Source organism: Stenotrophomonas sp. TWI819 (genome assembly GCF_039673075.1).
Classification (GTDB): domain Bacteria; phylum Pseudomonadota; class Gammaproteobacteria; order Xanthomonadales; family Xanthomonadaceae; genus Stenotrophomonas; species Stenotrophomonas rhizophila_B.
In genome coordinates, this window is sequence record NZ_JBDJKY010000016.1 from 43,469 (window position 1) to 62,671 (window position 19,203).

Sequence of the window (19,203 nt, forward strand, 5' to 3'; positions counted from 1 at the left end):
GCGGGTGCGGGAAAACGCCAATTATAGACCCCGCCTCCCGTGAACTGGCCGTCCACGAAATCTGGAAACGATTCCATCTGAAACGACGAACCCGCGCGGCCGTGAAGCCACGCGGGTCCGGGTGTTGCGCGGCGGGTCGGTTAGAGCTCGCCGAGACCGCTCGCACGGCCGTCTTCGCCGACTTCCAGCAGGCGCAGCGTGTTGGTGGCGCCATGGGTTTCCATGTGCTCACCGCTGGTGAAGACGACGCGGTCACCGCTCTGCAGCTGGTTCGCTTCGAACAGCAGGCGGATGCTGCCGCGCGCGGCTTCGCGCGGGGTCAGGCCGCGGCTGTCGAAATTGATCGGGAACACATCGCGCATCAGCGCCATCTGGCGGCGGGCGCCGTCATGGCGGGTCACCGCGAACACCGGTGCCGAGGCACGGAAGCGCGACAGGTAACGCGCGGTGCCACCGGATTCGGTCATCGCCACGATCGCGCGCACGCCCACGTGCTGGGACAGGAACATGGTGGCCATGGCGATCGCCTGGTCGGCCCGTTCCAGGTTGCGCGGCGAGGCGCCGAAATCGGTCTCGGTCTGGAACTGGCGTTCGGCACCCAGGCAGATGCGGGCCATCGCTTCGACCGCCTTGACCGGGTACATGCCGGCGGCGGTTTCAGCCGAGAGCATCACCGCATCGGTGCCATCGATGACCGAGTTGGCCACGTCCAGCACTTCGGCACGGGTCGGGATCGGGCTTTCGACCATCGACTGCAGCATCTGGGTCGCGGTGATCACCACCTTGTTCTGCGCCAGCGAGGCCTTGATGATCTTCTTCTGCAGGCCCGGCAGTTCGGCATCGCCGATTTCCACGCCCAGATCACCACGCGCGACCATGACCACATCGCTGGCGTCGACGATCTCTTCGAGGTTCTCGATCGCTTCGGTGCGCTCGATCTTGGAGACCAGCGCGGCGTAGCAGCCGTGCGACTCGGCGATCTCGCGCGCGTCGTTCATGTCCTGCGCGTTGCGGCAGAAGGAAACGGCGATGAAATCCACGCCGATCTTGGCCACGATGCCGATCAGTTCTTTGTCGCGCTCGGTCAGCGCGCCCAGCGACAGGCCACCGCCCTGCTTGTTCAAGCCCTTGCGGTCGGACAGCACGCCATCGTTGAGCACCGTGTTGATGATGCGCTCGCCCTGCACTTCGATCACCTGCAGCTGCATCAGGCCATCGTCGAGCAGCAGCACGTCACCGGCGACCACGTCCTGCGGCAGGCCGAGGTAGCTCACGCCGACCTGGGTGGTGTCGCCCGGCGGCGGGGTGGCCGAGGCAACCAGGTCGAAGCGGTCGCCCGCCTTGAGCTTGATCTTGCCTTCGGCGAAACGCTCGATACGGATCTTCGGGCCCGGCAGATCGGCCAGGATGCCCACTTCCACGCCCACGCGGGCGGCCGCGGCACGCACATCGGCGGCGCGCTTGGCCTGGCCGGACGGGTCACCGTGGCTGAAGTTGAGGCGAACCACGTTCACGCCGGCGCGGAAGAGATCCTCCAGCACGCCCGGCGGGTCGGTCGCCGGTCCGAGGGTGGCAAGGATCTTGGTGCGACGCTGACGCTCAATCATGGTTAATGGGCTCCCGTTAAAGGAGTGAAATTAGCACACCCATCACGTCCCATGAATACGATTACACCGCTGGCACGCTTGGGTTTCGCTATTGTCCTGCAGACAGCCCGAGACGACCGGGCGGACAGTCGTTTGACCGCCCGGCGGCCAGCGCCAATCGCGGCGGGGCTTTGCGCAGGACATGCGGCGGCGTACGGATCGCCGCCGCGGCCCTCAATCGATCAGGCTGAGCAGGTCGTCCGGTGCCTGCGCGAGATGCGCCGCCCCGGCCGCCGTGAGCTCTTCGGCACCGCCGAACCCCCACAACACGCCGATATTGCGCAGACCATGATGGCGGGCGCCTTCGATATCCATGCGCCGGTCGCCGATCATCCAGCACTCCGCAGGGGTCAGCGACAGCCGCTGCAGGGCCTCGGCGACCAGCTGCGGCTTCTCGCTGCGGCTGCCATCCGGGGTGGCCCCGATCACATCCTCGAAGCAGTCGCCGAACGGCAGGTGCTCGACGATGCGACGCGCGTGCGGCTCGTTCTTGGCGGTGACGATCGCCAGCCGATGGCCGCGTTCCTTCAAGGCCTGCACGACCTGGCCGATCCGCGGGTAGACCTCGTGCTCGCGCCAGCCGACCACGTCGAAGCGCTCGCGGTAATACGTCACCGCCTGTTCGACCTGGGCCGGATCGTTGAACAACGGCGCGAAGCTGGTGCGCAGCGACGGCCCGATCCAGCGCCGCAGGTCTGCCTGTGGCGGAACCGGCAGGCCCATCTGGGTGAGCGCATGCGCCACGCACCCGGTGATCCCGACGGCCGAATCGATCAGCGTGCCGTCGAGATCGAAGAACAGCACATCGCGGCTCACGAGCCGCGGGCCTCCAGCGCGGCGACGGCCGGCAGGGTCTTGCCTTCCAGGAACTCCAGGAAGGCACCGCCACCGGTGGAGATGTAGCTCACCTCGCCCGCGATGTCGTACTTGTCGACCGCGGCCAGGGTGTCGCCGCCGCCGGCGATCGAGAACGCCGGCGAGGCCGCGATGGCACGGGCCAGCGCCTCGGTGCCATGGCTGAAGGCCTCGAACTCGAACACGCCGACCGGGCCGTTCCAGACCACGGTGCCGGCCTTGGCGATCAGGCCAGCGTAGTGCTGGGCGGTATCCGGGCCGATATCCAGGATCAGGTCATCCTCGGCCACGTCGGCGACGGCCTTCACCGTGGCGTCGGCGTCCGGCAGGAACTGCTTGGCCACGACCACGTCGGTCGGCAGCGGGATGTCGGCGCCACGCGCCTTGGCATCGGCCACGATCTTCTTCGCGGTGTCCAGCAGGTCCGGCTCATACAGCGACTTGCCGACCGAGTAACCGGCGGCCGCGATGAAGGTGTTGGCGATGCCACCGCCGACGATCAGCTGGTCGACCTTGCCGACCAGGCTGGAGAGCAGTTCGAGCTTGGTGCTGACCTTGCTGCCGGCCACGATCGCCAGCAACGGCGGGGCCGGGGCGAGCAGCGCCTTGGCCAGCGCGTCCAGTTCGGCCATCAGCAGCGGACCGCCAGCGGCGACCGGAGCGAAGCGGATCACGCCGTGGGTGGAGGCCTGCGCGCGGTGCGCGGTGCCGAAGGCATCCATGACGAACACATCGCACAGCGCGGCGTACTTCTTCGCCAGCGCTTCATCGTCCTTGCCTTCGCCGACATTCATGCGGCAGTTTTCCAGCAGCACGATGGAACCCGGTGCGACGTCCACGCCATCGACCCAATCACGCACCAGCGGCACCTCGACACCCAGCAGCTGCGACAGGCGCAGCGCCACCGGGGCCAGCGATTCGGCTTCACTCCACACGCCTTCCTTCGGACGCCCCAGGTGCGAGGTCACCATCACGGCGGCGCCCTTCTCCAGCGCCAGCTTCAGCGTCGGCAGCGACGCGGTGATGCGCTGCTCGGAGGTGATCTGGCCGTTGTCGATCGGCACATTCAGATCCTGGCGGATCAGCACGCGCTTGCCGGAGAGATCGAGGTCGGTCATGCGAACGATGGACATAAGCAACTCTTTGGCTCTGAAGAAGGAAGGGCGCCGTGCGGCGCAGACGATCATTGTCCCGGCTGCGCGGGTGCATCGCAAATTTAACGGGGACGGTGGTAGTTAAGCGAATGCTACTTAACAGGGACGGAGGTAGTTAAGCGCGCTTAACTACCCCCGTCCCCGTTAAAACGCGGCTGACGCAGCAGGCTCACCGCGAAGCCACCGACGATCAGCACGCCGATCACCAGCAGCGCCCACAGCAGCCACTGTTTCCAGTCGCGCTGCGGGGCCACTGCGGCATCGCCAGCGAGTACTTCCGGTGCGCCCTGCACGCTTGCCTGCGCCGGTTGCCACTGCGCACCATGCTGCTCGCGCAGCTGCGCGATCACCGTGGCCACCGGCGCATCCTGGCGCTCGGCGCGCACGCTGCCAGCGGCGACCGCAAACGGGGGCTCGCCCTGGCTGAGGAACACCAGCGCTTCGGGCTGGTAGCCGAGCTTGAGCGTCGGTGCCGGCATCGACTGCGGCTGGCCGGCCACCAGCTTCCAGTAGCGGTCACGCGTGCTGCGCGTGAGCGGCTGGGTCTGCGATTGGCGTCGGTCGGCGGCGTCCTGCAGCTGATAGGCCACCCACGGGCCGGCGCGCACCTGCCACGGTTGGTCGGCATCGTCGCGGCTCAACAGCGTCCACTGCACCACGCTGTTGTCGGCGGTGGCGATATCGGCCTGCGCGATCGGGAAGCGCCCGTCCAGCTGGTACTCGAATTCGCCGGGTTTGCCGGCGGTACCGGTCAGCGACTGCCAGCGCCACGCGATCGCCTGCGCGGCCGGCGCCAGCTCGGCCTGCACCGTGGACAGCGCCGGCAAGGCATCGGCGCCGATCGGCAGGATGCGGAAGTACTTGGCCTGGCGCGCGATCTCGATGCGGCGCTGCTGCAGGCGGCGACCTTCGTGCTGCAGGTCCACCAGCGGCACGTCGTCGGCGATTCGCAGCCAATCGCGCAGATCGTTGCTCATCTCCACGCGAACGCGCGCCTGTAGTGGCGACTGTGTCTGCCAATCCAGGCGCAGCGCCTGCACGCCGGTCTTCAGCGCGCTGGTATCGATCAACCAGCCGGCCGGTTGCCCGGCCGCGCCACCGCGTCCCAGCCGCGCTTCCACCCGGCGCACGCTGCCGTCGGTATTGCGCTCGGTCAGCAGCTGCAGATCATCACCGGAGGTGCCGGCCATCGGCGGCAATGGGAACCAGGACAGCGTCTGCCATTGCGGCGCCTGCGCCAGTGGCTGGTCGGCAGCCAGCAGCGCCGAGGGCAGTGCCTGGCCTTGTGCGTTGAACACCTGCACGTCGGCCAGGCGTGGCGACACCGCGGTACGGTAGACGCCATCGTCGAGCGTCAGCCGGTAGGCACCGGCCTGCGGCTGCGCGAGCTGCAGCGGCCACTGCTGGCGATAGGCCTGGCGGTCATCGGCGACCTGGGTCTGGGTCTGGGTCTGGGTCTGGGTCTGGGTCTGGGTCTGGGTCTGGGCCTGCGCCAGCGCCGGAAGCGCCAGCGCGGTGAGGAGGATCAGCGGGCGAAAGGTCATCAAGACTGTGGCTCCACGGCGGGGTCCGGCGCGCGCGGCGGCGCCGGTGCCAGATAGCCCACAACCGTGCACAGCAGGCCGTAGGCGATGAAGGAAGAAATGCCGAGCAGGTTGCCCAGATGCTGGCGGTCGATCAGCACCAGCTTGGCCAGCACCACGCCCATCAGCACCGCGCCGACCAGCCACAGCACGCGTTGCCCGCGGCGCGAGCCCCACACCCAGCTGATCACGCCGAGCACGCTCCACACCACGGTCAGGCTGGTCTGGGCGAGGGTCGAAGACCACAAGCGCTCGTTCCACGGCACCCCGCCCCAGTGATGCACGGCGTGCAGGGTGATGCTGGTCAGGGCGACAAAGCCGGCAATCGCCAGCAGCGGTATGCGCATCGCACGCAGGCCATCCGGCGCCTGCGCGGACCACAGCCAGCGCGCGGCGAGCACCAGAACGGCGAGCTGCGCCAGTTCCACCGGGTTGAGCAGCGGCAGCCACGGCAGTGGTGCAGCGCCGGCCGGGACCAGCAACAGGCCCGCCCAGCTCACGCCAAGCACCGCGAACAACGTGCCCTGCAGCGGCGTGCACATCGGATCGAAACGTCCGCCGAGCGGCACCGTCAGCCAGCGCCAGCGCAACAACGCCACTGCGGTGACGAGCAGCCACGGCAGCAGCATCAGGGCCAGACCCCACCCCTGTGCGAGCGCGAAACGGTCGGCCAGCCACAGGCAGGCCAGCGACACCACGGACGGCCACAGCAACCACCACAGGAACTGCGCCGCCAGCGACGTGCGGTCCTCGCCAGCGCGCAGACACCACAGGCTGCGCACGCCCAGCAGCGCGAACACCGCCCAGGCCAGCGCGCCATAACCGGCGAACGGCTGGTCATGCACGTCCGCCTGCCACAGCGCCAACGGGAACGCGGCCAGCACCATTGCCAGCGTGGTGAGCACCAATGCGCGTGCCGGCCAACGCCGATGCATCTCGGCGGCCAGCCACCCGGTGACGGCCGCGGCGATCAACAGCGCATCAGGTTCGCTGCGGTGCGCGACGAACCGCAGGATCTCGTGGGTGACACTGCCCAGCCACCACAGCAGGCCCCACAGGTAGTAGACGATGGCCGGTGCATCGCGCTGCGCACGGCGATAGCTGAAGGCCGCGGCAAAACCGGCCAGCGCCAGCAGCAGGCCACTCATGAAGGTCGGGTTGGCGATGGCCGTGGCGTCCAGATGCCAGTAGTCCGCGCCGACCACGAAGCCGAACGCGGCCCCCAGGGTCAGCAACGCACCGGTGATCTGCGGCAGCCATCGCTGCTGGCGCAGCCCCAGCCAGGCCAAGGCGGCCCCTTCCAGCGCGAACACGCTGGCGGTGGCCCGTGCAGACAGCGCCAGCGGCACCGCCAGCGTCGCAAAGCCCACCGCGAGTACCGCATGCGACTGCCCCAGCGCGGCATAGCGCTCGCGCTTGATCAGCGCCCACGCCAACCCCGCATACAACGCGGCCAGTGCCAGCGAGCACAACGCCAGCAGCAGGCGATCGTCATGCAGCAGGCCGGCCTGCAACGAGAACGCAATCAGCGGCGTGCCGAACACCAGGCTGCCATCGATCAGGTCGCGCTTCTCCGCGCTCTGCCGACGCGCATAGAGGATCGGAATCAGCAGGTAGAAGGCGAAGAACAGCAGCAGGAACGGCTCGGTGCTGGCGAACTTGTCCGCGCTGTACTGGAGCACGCCCCAGGCCGTACCAATGCCGAAGGTGAAGGCAAAGCCGAGCAGGTTCAGCGCGCGCCACGGTCGCCACCAGGCAATCGCCAGGATCGCCGCATTGAGCACCGCGTAATACGAGAACAGCGCGACATGGTTGCCGCTGCCGGTGGACAGCCAGATCGGCGCCATGAAGCCGGCCAGGATGCCGAGCACGGCCAGCGTGCGCGAATTCTGCACCACCGCCAGCACACCCATGCCAGCGACCAGCAGCACACTGAGCGCGAACGCCGGTGCGGCGGGAATCAGGTCGTAGCGTTTGAACGCGGCGAAAATGGTCAGCAGCAGGATGCCGATTGCCCCGCCCTGCAGCGCCAGCGCGAACAGGCGCCGGGTATCGCGCTGCACCCAGCCGAACACCAGCCCGGCCAGCGCCGCCAGCGCGATGGCTGCCAGGCGCAGCTCGATCGGGGCGTTCAACCAGCCTTGGTCGCTGGCGTACTTGAGCAGGGCGGCCACACCGGCCAGCAGCACCAGCATGCCGATCTTGACCGGCACGTTGCCCTCGGTGAACCACTGCTTGAGGGTGCCGAGGATGCGCTCGCCGATGCCGGGGCCTGGTGGTTCGACCGGTGCCACCGGCGGCGCGGGCCGGGGCGGCAGCGGGGGCGGCAGCGGGGGCGGCAGGGTGGCTGCCGCTGCGGGGGCATCGACGGCGTCCGGGGTCTGGACGCGCGTCTCGACCGCTGGACGCATGGCGAAGTCCAGCGGCTCGGCCACGGTGTCCACGGATGCAATCTCCGCCCACCGCAGCGGCCTTTCCGGTTCGGTCGGCGCCGGCGCGGCGTCCCAGGCAGACCCGGCCGCGCGATGTTCCAGCGCGGCCACGCGACGGCGCAGGCCCGCAATCATCACCAACGCCACGATCAGCAGCAGCGGGATCGCCAGCAGTACCAGCACCAGCAGGACAATCAGAGCTTCCATTCCAGGCCATCCTCAAGAGGGCCGCCACGGCTGCACCCGACAGGCACAGTGCCGGCGGCACGCGGGCCATGCTAATGGATCGGCGGCGGTGGCGGGATCAACGCCCTGACTGCCCCCCTGAAACGACAGACCCCGGCACGGGGCCGGGGTCTGTGGAATGACGCAGGCGCAGCGCTGGCTTACGCAGCGACGACCTTGACCATTTCCAGGCACTTGTTGGAGTAGCCCCATTCGTTGTCGTACCACGACACCAGCTTGACGAAGGTGCCATCCAGCGCGATGCCGGCATCGGCGTCGAACACCGAGGTGTGGGTTTCACCGCGGAAGTCGGTCGCCACGACCTTGTCTTCGGTGTAGCCCAGGATGCCCTTCAGCGCGCCTTCGCTCTGTGCCTTCACTTCGGCGCAGATCTCGGCGTAGGTGGCTTCCTTCTCCAGCTCGACGGTCAGATCGACCACCGACACGTCCGAGGTCGGCACGCGGAAGCTCATGCCGGTCAGCTTCTTGTTCAACTCCGGAATCACCACGCCGACGGCCTTGGCCGCACCGGTGGAGGACGGAATGATGTTTTCCAGGATGCCACGGCCACCGCGCCAGTCCTTGTTGGACGGGCCATCAACAGTCTTCTGGGTGGCGGTCGCGGCGTGCACGGTGGTCATCAGGCCACGCTTGATGCCCCACTTGTCGTTGATGACCTTGGCCAGCGGGGCCAGGCAGTTGGTGGTGCACGATGCGTTGGAGACGATCGCCTGGCCGGCGTAGGTCTTGTCGTTCACGCCGAACACGAACATCGGGGTGTCGTCCTTCGACGGTGCCGACAGGATCACCTTCTTGGCGCCCGCATCGATGTGCTTCTGCGCGGTTTCCTTGGTCAGGAACAGGCCGGTGGATTCGATGACGACGTCCACGCCGACGTCGTCCCACTTCAGGTTGGCCGGATCGCGTTCCTGGGTCAGGCGGATCTTCTTGCCGTTGACCAGCAGGTCGTTGCCGGAAACTTCCACGTCGGCCTTGAAGCGGCCATGCACGGAGTCGTACTTCAGCATGTACGCCAGGTAGTCCGGCTCCAGCAGATCGTTGATGGCGACGATTTCGATGTCATTGCCGAAGTTCAGCACGGCCGAGCGCAGCACGTTGCGCCCGATGCGACCGAAACCGTTGATGCCAACCTTGATTGCCATGTTCACAAGCTCCTGCAGCCGCGACGGTGCGGCGCCGATGGAAAGGGGCGTTCATTCTAGCAGGGCCGGAACCGGCCCGGCCCGAGGCAGACGAATGGGAACCGGTTACAACGGTAAATACCCGGATTGATCCGGATCAAGGCGCGCAGGCGCATGGACGGGAAAACTGGCGCCATTCCAACCCGCCACGAGACCGTCTCATGCGCAAGACCTCCCCCCTCCTGCTCTCCAGCCTGGCCGCCGCCCTGGCGCTGGCCGCCGCCCCCGCCATGGCCCAGTCCAAGGGTGACTGGACGATCGGTGCCGGCGTGCACCAGGTTGCCCCGAAGTCCAACAACGGCTCGCTGGCCGGCGGCACGCTGAAGGTCGATGTCGACAACGACATCAAGCCGACCATCACCGGTGAGTACTTCATTGCCGACAACCTGGGCATCGAGCTCCTGGCCGCGCTGCCGTTCAAGCACGACATCAACATCGCCGGGCTGGGCAACGTGGGCAGCACCAAGCACCTGCCGCCGGTGGTGTCGCTGCAGTATCACTTCAACAGCAAGGGCAAGGTGTCCCCGTTCCTGGGGGCCGGCATCAACTACACCACGTTCTTCAGCGAGAAGACCGGCGGCGCGTTGGCGGGCAGCAAGCTGAAGATGGAAGACTCCTGGGGTCTGGCCGCCCATGCCGGCCTGGATTTCGCGATCAACGACAAGGGCTCGCTGCGCGTTGATGTGCGCTGGATGGACATCGACAGCAAGGTCAAGCTCGATGGCGAAAAGATCGGCACCGTCAACATCGATCCGCTCGCTTACGGCGTGTCGTACGTGTTCAAGTTCTGATCGGCGGATCAGAACCCAACAAGGCAACACCCTCGCAGCAAGACAATTTCCCCGGCTTCGGCCGGGGTTTTTTTCGTTCTTCTTCCAGCTGCGGGGCGTGACGCTCGCGGTTACCCTGCAGAGAGCAGATGCCGCCCCGCCGCCTGCGCATGCAGCGTGGTCGTATCGAACACCGGCACCGTTGCATCCTGCGCGCCGACCAGCAGCATGATCTCCGTGCAGCCCAGGATGATGCCCTGTGCACCGCGGTCCACCAGTCGCTGCATCACCGCCCGGTAGGTCTCGCGCGATGCCGGCAGCACCTGCCCCTGCACCAGCTCGTCATAGATGATCCGATGCACCGCCGCGCGGTCATCGGCCTCGGGAACCAGCACCTCCAGGCCGTGCGCCTGTGTGAGCCGCCCCCTGTAGAAATCCTGCTCCATGGTGAACGCGGTGCCCAGCAACCCCACCCGTTGCAGCCCGGCGGCCTTGATCGCCTCGGCCGTAGGATCGGCGATGTGCAGCAGCGGAATGGCGATCGCCGCCTGCACCGCCTCGGCCATGCGGTGCATCGTGTTGGTGCAGATCACGATGGCCGTCGCCCCCGCGCCCTGCAGGCGCTGGGCCGCATCGATCATCCGCCGGGTGGCGGCGTCCCAGTTGCCGGCATGCTGCAGTGCCTCGATCTCGGCGAAATCGAACGACCACAGCAGGATCCGGCCCGAGTGCAGGCCGCCCAAGGTGTCGCGCACCTGCGCGTTGATCAGGCGGTAATAGTGGGCCGAGCTTTCCCAGCTCATGCCGCCGATCAGGCCAACGATGTGGGCCATGGGGACCTCCGGATTCTGCCCGATGCGGGCACCCGGCGAGCCTAGCCCACGCCGACGGACGCTGCAGCCGGCCAGATCCCGGCAAGCCCGCGCGCGGTCAGCCCGCTAGAATGCCGCGGATGAAAATGCCTTCTCTGCTCCCGGCCACCGTGCTCGCGCTGGCCCTCACCCTTGTTTCCACCGATGCCCTGGCCTGGGGCGCGCAAGGCCATCGGCTGGTGGCGCGGATCGCCGAAACCCGGCTGACCCCGCAGACCCAGGCCGAAGTCGACCGCCTGCTCGCTGCCGAACCGGATCCGACGCTGCACGCCATCGCGCCCTGGGCCGATGAGCTGCGCGCCAAGGATCCGGACCTGGGCAAGCGCTCGGCTGGCTGGCACTACGTCAACATTGGCGAAGACAAGTGCCACTACAACGTGCGCAAGCACTGCAAAAACGGCAACTGCGTGGTCGAGGCACTGAAGGCGCAGACCAAGATCCTGCGCGACCGCAGCAAGCCCGATGCAGAGCGCGCGCAGGCGCTGAAGTTCGTCGTGCATTTCGCCGGGGACATCCACCAGCCGATGCATGCCGGCTACGGCCAGGACAAGGGCGGCAACGATTTCCAGGTGCAGTTCAACAACCGCGGTACCAACCTGCACTCGCTGTGGGACAGCGGCATGCTGAACGAGCAGCAGCTGGATGACGACCAGTACCTCAAGCGTCTGCTCGCCCTGCCCGAGCCCAAGCTGGCCAAGCGTTCCAACATCGATGTCGATGCCGTCCAATGGGCCGAAGCCAGCTGCCGCATCGCCATTGCACCTGGCGTTTACCCGGACAAGCGTACGCTGGGCCCCAGCTATTCGGCGACCTACCGCCCGGTTGCCGAGAGCGAGTTGCGCGTGGCCGGTGAACGCTTGGCCGTGCTGCTCAACGACACTCTGGGCAAACGCTGAGGTCAGCACCATGTCACTGCACGTCGCCAGTTTCTTCCACCCGGACAGCCACACCTTCAGCTACGTGGTGCACGACCCGGCGACGTTGCAGGCGGCGGTGATCGACCCCGTGCTGGATTACGACCCGGACACCGATGCACTCGGTGCCGGGCCGCTGCAGCCGCTGCTTGCCCATGTGCGCGAGCACGCTCTGCAGGTGCGCTGGCTGCTGGATACCCACGCGCATGCCGACCATGTCAGCGCCGGGCGCTGGCTCAAGACGCAGTGGCCCGCAGCGACCTTGGCCATGGGCCAGGGCATCGTGCAGGTGCAGCGTACCTTCGCGCCGCGCTACGCGCTGGATGTACCCACCGATGGCTCGCAGTTCGACCATCTGTTCGCTGACGGCGAGCGCTTCACCCTCGGCGATGTCGACGCCGAGGTGATCGCAGTGCCGGGGCACACCAGTGACAGCGTCGCCTATCGCATCGGCGATGCGCTGTTCACCGGCGATTCGCTGTTCATGCCCGACGGCGGCACCGCCCGCTGTGATTTCCCGGGCGGCGATGCGCGGCAGCTGTATCGGTCGATCCAGCGGTTGTTTGCATTGCCCGATGCGACCCGCGTGTTCATCTGTCACGACTACGGCCCCGGCGGCCGCGAGGTCGCCAACCAGACCACCATCGGCGAGCAGCGCGCGCACAACATCCACCTGCGCGATGGCATCAGCGAGGCGGACTTTGTCGCCACCCGCCAAGCCCGTGATGCCACTCTGCCCGAGCCGAAACTGATGCAGCCCTCGGTCAAGGCCAACCTCCAGGGCGGTCCGGAAAGGTAGCGCCGGCCGCTGGCCGGCCCCCCCCTGTTGCCCGGTTGGCACAGTACGCGTTACCTGTTCAGCGTCCTTGCCGGCGCACCACGTGTTGCCCTTTCACGATCTCGAACGTGAAGCCGTACAGCAGGCTTACCGGCACCGGTTCGATGCGCTCGGCGCCTTCGCAGTCTCCCCGATCCGTCGGCACGCGCTGCGGGGGAAAATGACAGACCGCTGCGGGGGTGTAGCGCCACATCGCCACCGCCTCCTGCGCCGCCTGCATGAGCGGCGCGTTCTCCGGCGTATTGCCGGCCGCGCATTCGCCGCGATCACTCAACGGCACACTGCGCTCCACCCTGCCCTGGGCATCGATCACCACCTGCAGGCACACCATGGTCGGTGCCAGCTCGCGCCGAGGATCGCGTTCCCCGACCACCGGATCGGGCGCGGCGTAGAGCTGCGGCATGCGGTAGCCCTCGGTGGGGCCGAGCTGATACGTCCCCACCTGCGCGCTCCCGTTCGTGCCCGCGCTGGCTTGCAGACGCTGGTGGTCCACGTTCTCGGCACGAGTGTCCACCGTGGTGATCTGATCGTGCCCTGCACAGCCCGACAGAAGCAGCAAAGACAGCGCCGTTGCCACCTCCCGCCTCATCGCGCGGGCTCGTCGTCATCCATGGCGAAGGTGACAGGAATCTTCAGCGCCGACGCGACCGCTTTGCCATTCTTGATCGCTGGCTCGAAGGTCCACTGCTCCGCGGCAGCCACCGACGCCGCATCGAAGATGCCCGCCGGGGTGGCCTCCAGCACGCGCACGCTGGTGGCCTTGCCGTCGGCGTCGACGTTCACCTGCAACACGACCTTGCCGACGATGCTCTGCTCGAAGGCAATCTTCGGATAGGACGGTGGCGGCATCATGCGGGCAGTCGCACCGCGATCGGCCGGCATGTCGACCTGTCCCATCCCGCTGACTGCAGCCGCTGCGCTGCCCTGGCTGGCCCACGCCACTGTGCCCAGACCCACACACAACCCGACCACCAGCACCTGCCCGGCCATCCACGGCAATGCGTTCCGCTTGTGTTCCTTCAACATGGAAATACGCTCCTTCAACATCGGTTGGCTGCGCCAGTGGCAGGCCATCGGGGCAACCGGGTGGACCAACTGCGCCTTCAGCAACGCGTTGGCGTAAAGCCGGCGCAGGGCCGGATGCGGGTCGACCGTGCGTGCGTCGCAGGCCAGTTCCTGATCCCGCAGGAACCGGCGCGCCACCCAGGGCAGCAACGGGTGGAACCAGAACACGCAGCGCAGCAGGGCCAGCGCGGCGTTTGCCCAGGGATCGCCATGACGGCGATGGCTGTGTTCATGGCGCAGGATCAGGTCCTGCTCGGCGGGGCTGAAGCGCTGCTCGAAGTCGGGGCCGACCACGATCCGCGGCCGCCACAGGCCAATCAGCGCCGGCAGGCCCGGGTCGCCACTGGCCTGCCAGCTGCCATCCCCGCGCAGTTGCAGCTCCCCCAGCGCATGTTCAAAACGACGTTGCGCGCGCCAGCTGAGGCCAGCCATCGCCACTGCGCCCAGCAGCCACACCGCCAACAGCAGCAGCGGCCACTGCGAGGCATCGCTGGGCACGGCCGGCGCGCGCAGGGCCGAGGCCATGACCATCACCGGCTCTATCTCAGTGATCGGCAGCCGTGGCAGTGGCAGATAAGGCACCACCAGCATCAACGGCAGCACCCACCAACTGCGATACGCCAGCGCCGCGCCGCCCAGACGCAGCAACACCGGCCGTGCGGCGGCCACCACAAGCGCCGCCAGCGCCAGCCAGACGCTGGCCTGCAGCAACCCATCAAGCAGCTCAGTCATGGTCCAGCTCCCGGATCAGTTGCTTGAGCTCGGCGATGTCCTGCGCGCTGAGCTCCCCGCGCTGGCTGAAATGCGCGACCAGCGGCGCGACGCGGCCATCGAACACCCGATCCAGAAAGCCTTCGCTCTGTTCGGCCACCCAGGCGTGGCGCTGCAGCACCGGCGAATACAGATAGCGGCGCCCGTCGCGGCTGGCACTGATCGCCCCCTTGGTCAGCAGCCGGTTGAGCAGCGTCTTGATGGTGGGCTCGGCCCAGTTCCGGCTGGCCAGCGCGGCCATCACCTCATCGGCGCCCAGCGGATGATTGCGCCACAGCACCTCCATCACGACAGCTTCGGCTTCACTGATCTGGCTCATCATTTACACCCGTAATCGACAGTTCGATTACGCCCGTAATCAGCGTGGCTGTCAACCCCTTCGACAGCCGGTTCATGCAGCCACTGCCAGCATCGGTGCATGCCCCACGGAGGCCTCGATGAGACGCTGCCGAAAATTCGATGACAGCGGTGCACGGTTCCTGCGCACCGCCGATGACGTCGCGCGTCGCCGTCTGTTCAACCCCGGAATGCTGTAATGACCCGCATGATTCGCAGGATAGCGCCGCATGACCGAACACCTGACCGACCTGGACGCCGCCGTCGACTGGCTGCTGCAGCGGGTCGATGGCCCCCTGCGCATCGGCGCACCGCTGGCGCTGGGCAAGCCACACCGGCTGCTCAACGCCCTGTACGCGCGCGTGGAAAACGATGCCTCGCGGCCGCTGCAGGTGTACACCGCGCTGTCGCTGAATCCGCCGCGCGGCGGCGCCGGGCTGGAAGCACGCTTCATGGCGCCGTTCGCCGAGCGTCATTTCGGTGCGGACTTCCCGCGGCTGGCCTACGCCGATGCGATGGTGCGCGACCAGCTGCCGGCGCATGTGCAGGTGGAAGAGTTCTACATGCAGTCCGGCGCACTGCTCGGCTCTTCGCAGGCCCAGCGCAGCTATACCAGCCTGAACTACACACACGCCGCCGATGCGGTGGCCCAGCGCGCGCCGCACGCGATCGTGCAGAAAGTGGCGATGCGCGCGAATGATCGGCGCCTGTCGCTGTCGTGCAACAACGACATCACCCAGGACACGCTGGATGCGATGGTCGCGCGCGGGCTGCCCCGGCCGTTGATGATCGCCGAGATCGATCCGCAGCTGCCGTATCTGGACGGCTCGGCCACGGTGGATGTGTCGTTCTTCGATCTGGTGATCACCCCGCCCGGGCCGTACCCGGCGCTGTTCGGCCTGCCGCGCCAGCCGGTCAGCGATGCCGACTACGCGATCGGCCTGTACGCCAGCACGCTGGTGCGCGATGGTGGCACGCTCCAGATCGGCATTGGTACGCTGGCCGATGCACTCAGCCATGCGCTGGTGCTGCGGCATACCGACAACGCACGGTACCGCCAGATTCTGCAGGCGCTGGATCCCGGCTTGGCCAGCCACCCGGCCGTGCTGGAGTGCGGTGGCCTGGAGCCGTTCGAGATCGGCCTGTACGGCTGCAGCGAAATGCTCAACGAAGGCTTCCGCCGGCTGGTCCAGACCGGCGTGATCCGGCGCAAGGTGCATGACGATCTGGCGCTGCTGCAGCGGATCGAGAACGGCACCGCGTGGACCACCGATTACGCCACCCTCGAGGCCGAGGGCCAGTACCTGCACGGTGCGTTCTATCTGGGCTCGCCAGAGTTCTACCAGTGGCTGCGCGACCTGCCCGATGACGAGCGCAGCGCGATCGGCATGCGCCGCATCAGTGAGATCAACCAGCTCTACGGGGGCGATGAAACGCTGGAGCGGATGCAACGCCGCGATGCGCGCTTCTTCAACTCCTGCATGATGGTCACCGCGCTCGGCGCCGCTGTCTCCGATGCACTGGAAGACGGGCGCGTGGTCTCCGGCGTGGGCGGCCAGTACAACTTCGTGGCGATGGCGCATGCCCTGCCCGGCGCCCGCAGCGCGCTGATCTTCCGTGCCACCCGCGAGGACAAGGGCGTACTGCACTCCAACGTGCGCTGGAACTACGGGCACACCACGATTCCGCGGCATCTTCGCGACCTCTACATCAACGAGTACGGCATCGCCGACCTGCGCAACATGACCGACGAGGACTGCGTGATCGCCATGGCCGCGATCACCGATGCACAGTTCCAGGTCGCGTTGCTGGACAAGGCGAAGACCTCGAAGAAACTGGCGGCCGGTTTCACTCCAGCCGATGATGGGCAGCGCAACACAGCCGCCGCCGTCAGTGCCGCGCTGTCACCGTTCCGCCAGTCCGGGCTGCTGCCGGATTACCCGCTGGGCAGCGATCTCACCGAGGTCGAGCAGCACCTGGTCAAGGCGCTGGGCTGGCTGAAGCAGAACACGCAGACGCCGATGGCCAAGCTGCGCACGGTGCTGGCCGCGGTCACCCAACCCGCCGGCGATGGCGATCAGGCCTATCTGCAGCGGATGGGGCTGGAGGCGCCGAAGACGATGGGCGAACGCATCGAGGCGCGGTTGGTGCGGTTGGGATTGGCGCGCACTGCAGCCGGGTGATGTAGATCCATGCCATGCGTGGATGCATGTTGATCACGCGTCAGCAATGGCCGAGGGGTACCCCAACAGCATCCACGCATGGCGTGGATCTACCCTCGATCAAGGATGGCGTGCTGTTTGCCTTTCAACAAACGAAAAGGCCGGGGATATCCCCGGCCTTTCGCGTTGCAGCGGCCGGGCAGCGCCCGGCGCCGCCATCAGTTCGCCAGCTGCGCCTTGGCCGCAGCCACGACGTGCTCGGCGGTGATGCCGAAGTGCTTGTACAGCGCGTCCGCCGGGGCCGACGCACCGAAGGTGTCGATACCCACCACCGCACCGTCCAGGCCCACGTACTGACGCCAGAAACCGGTGACGCCGGCTTCCACGGCCACGCGGTTGCGCACCGCGTTGGGCAGCACCGACTCGCGGTACGCCGCGTCCTGGCGCTCGAACACATCGGTCGACGGCATCGACACCACGCGGGTCTTGATGCCGGCGGCATCCAGTTCCGCCTTGGCGGTCACGGCCAGGCCCACTTCCGAACCGGTACCGATCAGGATCACGTCCGGCACGCCGCCTTCCGCATCGGCCAGCACATACCCACCGCGCGCGATCTGGGCGACCTGCTCGGTGCTGCGCGGCTGGTGCGGCAGGTTCTGGCGGCTGAACACCAGGCAGCTCGGGCCGTCCTTGCGGGTGATCGCCGACTTCCAGCTGACCGCCGATTCGACCGCATCGCAGGGGCGCCACACATCGTTGTTCGGGATGTAGCGCAGCGAGGCCAGATGCTCCACCGGCTGGTGGGTCGGGCCGTCTTCGCCCAGGCCGATCGAATCGTGCGTGTACACGTGGATCGCGTGGGCCGGGATCAGCGCGCTCATGCGCACGCCGTTGCGGGCGTAATCGCTGAACACCAGGAAGGTGGCGTCGAACGGAATGAACCCGCCATGCAGGGCCAGGCCGTTGGCAATCGCGGTCATGCCGAACTCGCGCACGCCGTAGTAGACGTAGTTGGCGTTCGGGTCATCGGTGGCGACCGACTTGCTGGCCTTCCACAGGGTGAGGTTGGAGTGCGCCAGATCGGCCGAACCGCCCACCAGTTCCGGCAGCAGCGGCGCGAACGCTTCGATCGCCAGCTGCGAGGCCTTGCGCGAGGCGATGGTCTGGCCATCGGCCTGGACCTGGGCGATGTAGGCATCGGCCTTGGCGATGAAATCGGCCGGCAGCTCGCCGTGCGAACGACGGATCAGCTCATCGGCTTCGGCCGGGAACTGCGCGGCGTACTTGTCGAACTGCTGCTCCCACTCGGCCTGGCGCAGGGTGCCGGTACCGCCGGCACGCCAGCCGGCGTAGATGTCTTCCGGAATCTCGAACGGGCCGTACGGCCAGCCCAGCTGCTTGCGGGTCGCGTCCAGCTCATCCTTGCCCAGCGGGGCGCCGTGGCTGGATTCCTTGCCGGCCTTGTTCGGCGAACCGAAGCCGATGGTGGTGCGGCAGCAGATCAGGGTCGGCTTGTCGAACTGCGACAGCGCGCTGTCGATGGCGGCCTTGATGCTGTCCGGATCGTGGCCATCGACGCCGCGCACCACGTTCCAGCCATAGGCTTCGAAACGCTCGGGGGTGTTGTCGGTGAACCAGCCATCGGTGTTGCCGTCGATGGAGATGTGGTTGTCGTCCCAGAAGCAGACCAGCTTGGACAGGCCCCAGGTGCCGGCCAGCGAGGCGGCTTCATGCGAGATGCCTTCCATCAGGCAGCCATCGCCCAGGAATACCCAGGTGCGGTGGTCGACGATCTCGTGTTCCGGACGGTTGTAGCGCTGTGCCAGCAGCTTCTCGGCCAGGGCGAAGCCCACGGCGTTGGCCAACCCCTGACCCAGCGGACCGGTGGTCGTCTCCACGCCGGGCGTTTCATGGTGTTCCGGGTGGCCGGCGGTCTTGCTGCCCAGCTGGCGGAACTGCTTGAGCTGCTCGATCGGCAGGTCGTAGCCGCTCAGGTGCAGCAATGCGTACTGCAACATCGAGCCGTGGCCGTTGGACAGCACGAAGCGGTCGCGGTTGAACCACTTGGGATTCTTGGGGTTGTGACGGAGATAGTCGTTCCAGAGCACTTCGGCGATGTCGGCCATGCCCATCGGCATGCCGGGATGACCGGACTTGGCGGTTTCGACCGCATCAGCGGCAAGGAAGCGGATGGCATTGGCCAACTGGCGGCGGGTAGGCTGCGTCATGGTTCTGTCGGAATCGGGAGGCGGCCGCGAACGTGCGGGCGGCCCATTGTCCCACAGCTGATCGGCCGGGTCAGGCCAAAGACAGGCCCGGCCCTTAACGCCGACGCCCCGCACAAGGCGGGGCGTCGGGAAGCACCAGACCTGCGCAGG

The 19,203-nt window shown here is 67.3% G+C and carries 15 protein-coding genes; 4 read left to right on the forward strand and 11 right to left on the reverse strand.

What is annotated here, in order from left to right; all coding sequences use genetic code 11:
• Positions 1-140: 140 nt before the first annotated feature.
• The 6 genes from pyk to gap all read right to left on the reverse strand — a co-directional run bounded on the left by pyk (position 141) and on the right by gap (position 9,058).
• Positions 141-1,607: a pyruvate kinase gene (gene pyk, locus ABE463_RS17040; protein WP_123730337.1), complete on the reverse strand. Its 1,467-nt coding sequence runs from the start codon at positions 1,605-1,607 to the stop codon at positions 141-143.
• A 213-nt stretch (positions 1,608-1,820) separates the two neighbouring features.
• Positions 1,821-2,462, reverse strand: coding sequence for an HAD-IA family hydrolase (locus tag ABE463_RS17045; RefSeq protein ID WP_346468965.1), 642 nt, complete (start codon positions 2,460-2,462; stop codon positions 1,821-1,823).
• Entirely contained in the window at positions 2,459-3,634 is a 1,176-nt protein-coding gene (locus ABE463_RS17050) for a phosphoglycerate kinase (protein ID WP_346468966.1), read from the reverse strand. The genes ABE463_RS17045 and ABE463_RS17050 overlap by 4 nt, the downstream gene beginning before the upstream one ends.
• A gap of 146 nt (positions 3,635-3,780) precedes the next feature.
• Positions 3,781-5,199 carry a DUF3999 domain-containing protein gene (locus ABE463_RS17055; RefSeq protein WP_346468967.1) on the reverse strand — a complete coding sequence of 473 codons (1,419 nt, stop codon included), beginning with the start codon at positions 5,197-5,199 and terminating at the stop codon, positions 3,781-3,783.
• On the reverse strand, positions 5,199-7,877 hold the full coding sequence (locus tag ABE463_RS17060; RefSeq protein ID WP_346468968.1) for a DUF2339 domain-containing protein: 2,679 nt from the start codon (positions 7,875-7,877) through the stop codon (positions 5,199-5,201). Before ABE463_RS17060 ends, ABE463_RS17055 begins: the two co-directional genes overlap by 1 nt.
• Before the next feature lie 179 nt (positions 7,878-8,056).
• On the reverse strand, positions 8,057-9,058 hold the full coding sequence (gene gap / locus ABE463_RS17065; RefSeq protein WP_259259306.1) for a type I glyceraldehyde-3-phosphate dehydrogenase: 1,002 nt from the start codon (positions 9,056-9,058) through the stop codon (positions 8,057-8,059).
• Positions 9,059-9,258: 200 nt separating this feature from the next.
• Between gap and ABE463_RS17070 the strand changes: the two genes are divergently transcribed.
• Positions 9,259-9,888, forward strand: coding sequence for an OmpW family outer membrane protein (locus tag ABE463_RS17070; RefSeq protein WP_265309077.1), 630 nt, complete (start codon positions 9,259-9,261; stop codon positions 9,886-9,888).
• Between the two features lie 110 nt (positions 9,889-9,998).
• Here the strand turns inward: ABE463_RS17070 and ABE463_RS17075 are convergent, their stop codons facing one another.
• Positions 9,999-10,700, reverse strand: coding sequence for an aspartate/glutamate racemase family protein (locus ABE463_RS17075; protein WP_346468969.1), 702 nt, complete (start codon positions 10,698-10,700; stop codon positions 9,999-10,001).
• 119 nt (positions 10,701-10,819) lie between these two features.
• On the opposite strand from ABE463_RS17075, the gene ABE463_RS17080 reads away from it, so the two are divergent.
• Together ABE463_RS17080 and ABE463_RS17085 are read left to right on the forward strand one after the other, a co-directional pair.
• A complete protein-coding gene (locus ABE463_RS17080) occupies positions 10,820-11,635 on the forward strand; it encodes a S1/P1 nuclease (protein ID WP_346468970.1) in 816 nt (271 codons plus the stop codon).
• Positions 11,636-11,645: 10 nt separating this feature from the next.
• Complete coding sequence (locus ABE463_RS17085) at positions 11,646-12,452, forward strand: MBL fold metallo-hydrolase (RefSeq protein ID WP_346468971.1); 807 nt, start codon at positions 11,646-11,648, stop codon at positions 12,450-12,452.
• Positions 12,453-12,510: 58 nt separating this feature from the next.
• On the opposite strand, the gene ABE463_RS17090 is transcribed toward ABE463_RS17085, so the two are convergent.
• Genes ABE463_RS17090 through ABE463_RS17100 form a run of 3 tightly spaced genes read right to left on the reverse strand, consistent with a single transcriptional unit; the run spans position 12,511 to position 14,646 of the window.
• Complete coding sequence (locus tag ABE463_RS17090) at positions 12,511-13,080, reverse strand: hypothetical protein (protein ID WP_346468972.1); 570 nt, start codon at positions 13,078-13,080, stop codon at positions 12,511-12,513.
• Entirely contained in the window at positions 13,077-14,288 is a 1,212-nt protein-coding gene (locus ABE463_RS17095; RefSeq protein WP_346468973.1) for a TonB family protein, read from the reverse strand. The genes ABE463_RS17090 and ABE463_RS17095 overlap by 4 nt, the downstream gene beginning before the upstream one ends.
• A complete protein-coding gene (locus ABE463_RS17100; RefSeq protein ID WP_259259297.1) occupies positions 14,281-14,646 on the reverse strand; it encodes a BlaI/MecI/CopY family transcriptional regulator in 366 nt (121 codons plus the stop codon). The genes ABE463_RS17095 and ABE463_RS17100 overlap by 8 nt, the downstream gene beginning before the upstream one ends.
• A gap of 247 nt (positions 14,647-14,893) precedes the next feature.
• Here ABE463_RS17100 and ABE463_RS17105 point away from each other — a divergent pair, with 247 nt between their 5' ends.
• Positions 14,894-16,846, forward strand: a complete 1,953-nt coding sequence (locus ABE463_RS17105; RefSeq protein ID WP_346468974.1) for an acetyl-CoA hydrolase/transferase C-terminal domain-containing protein — start codon at positions 14,894-14,896, stop codon at positions 16,844-16,846.
• A gap of 197 nt (positions 16,847-17,043) precedes the next feature.
• On the opposite strand, the gene tkt is transcribed toward ABE463_RS17105, so the two are convergent.
• On the reverse strand, positions 17,044-19,053 hold the full coding sequence (gene tkt / locus ABE463_RS17110; RefSeq protein WP_346468975.1) for a transketolase: 2,010 nt from the start codon (positions 19,051-19,053) through the stop codon (positions 17,044-17,046).
• Positions 19,054-19,203: the final 150 nt, after the last annotated feature.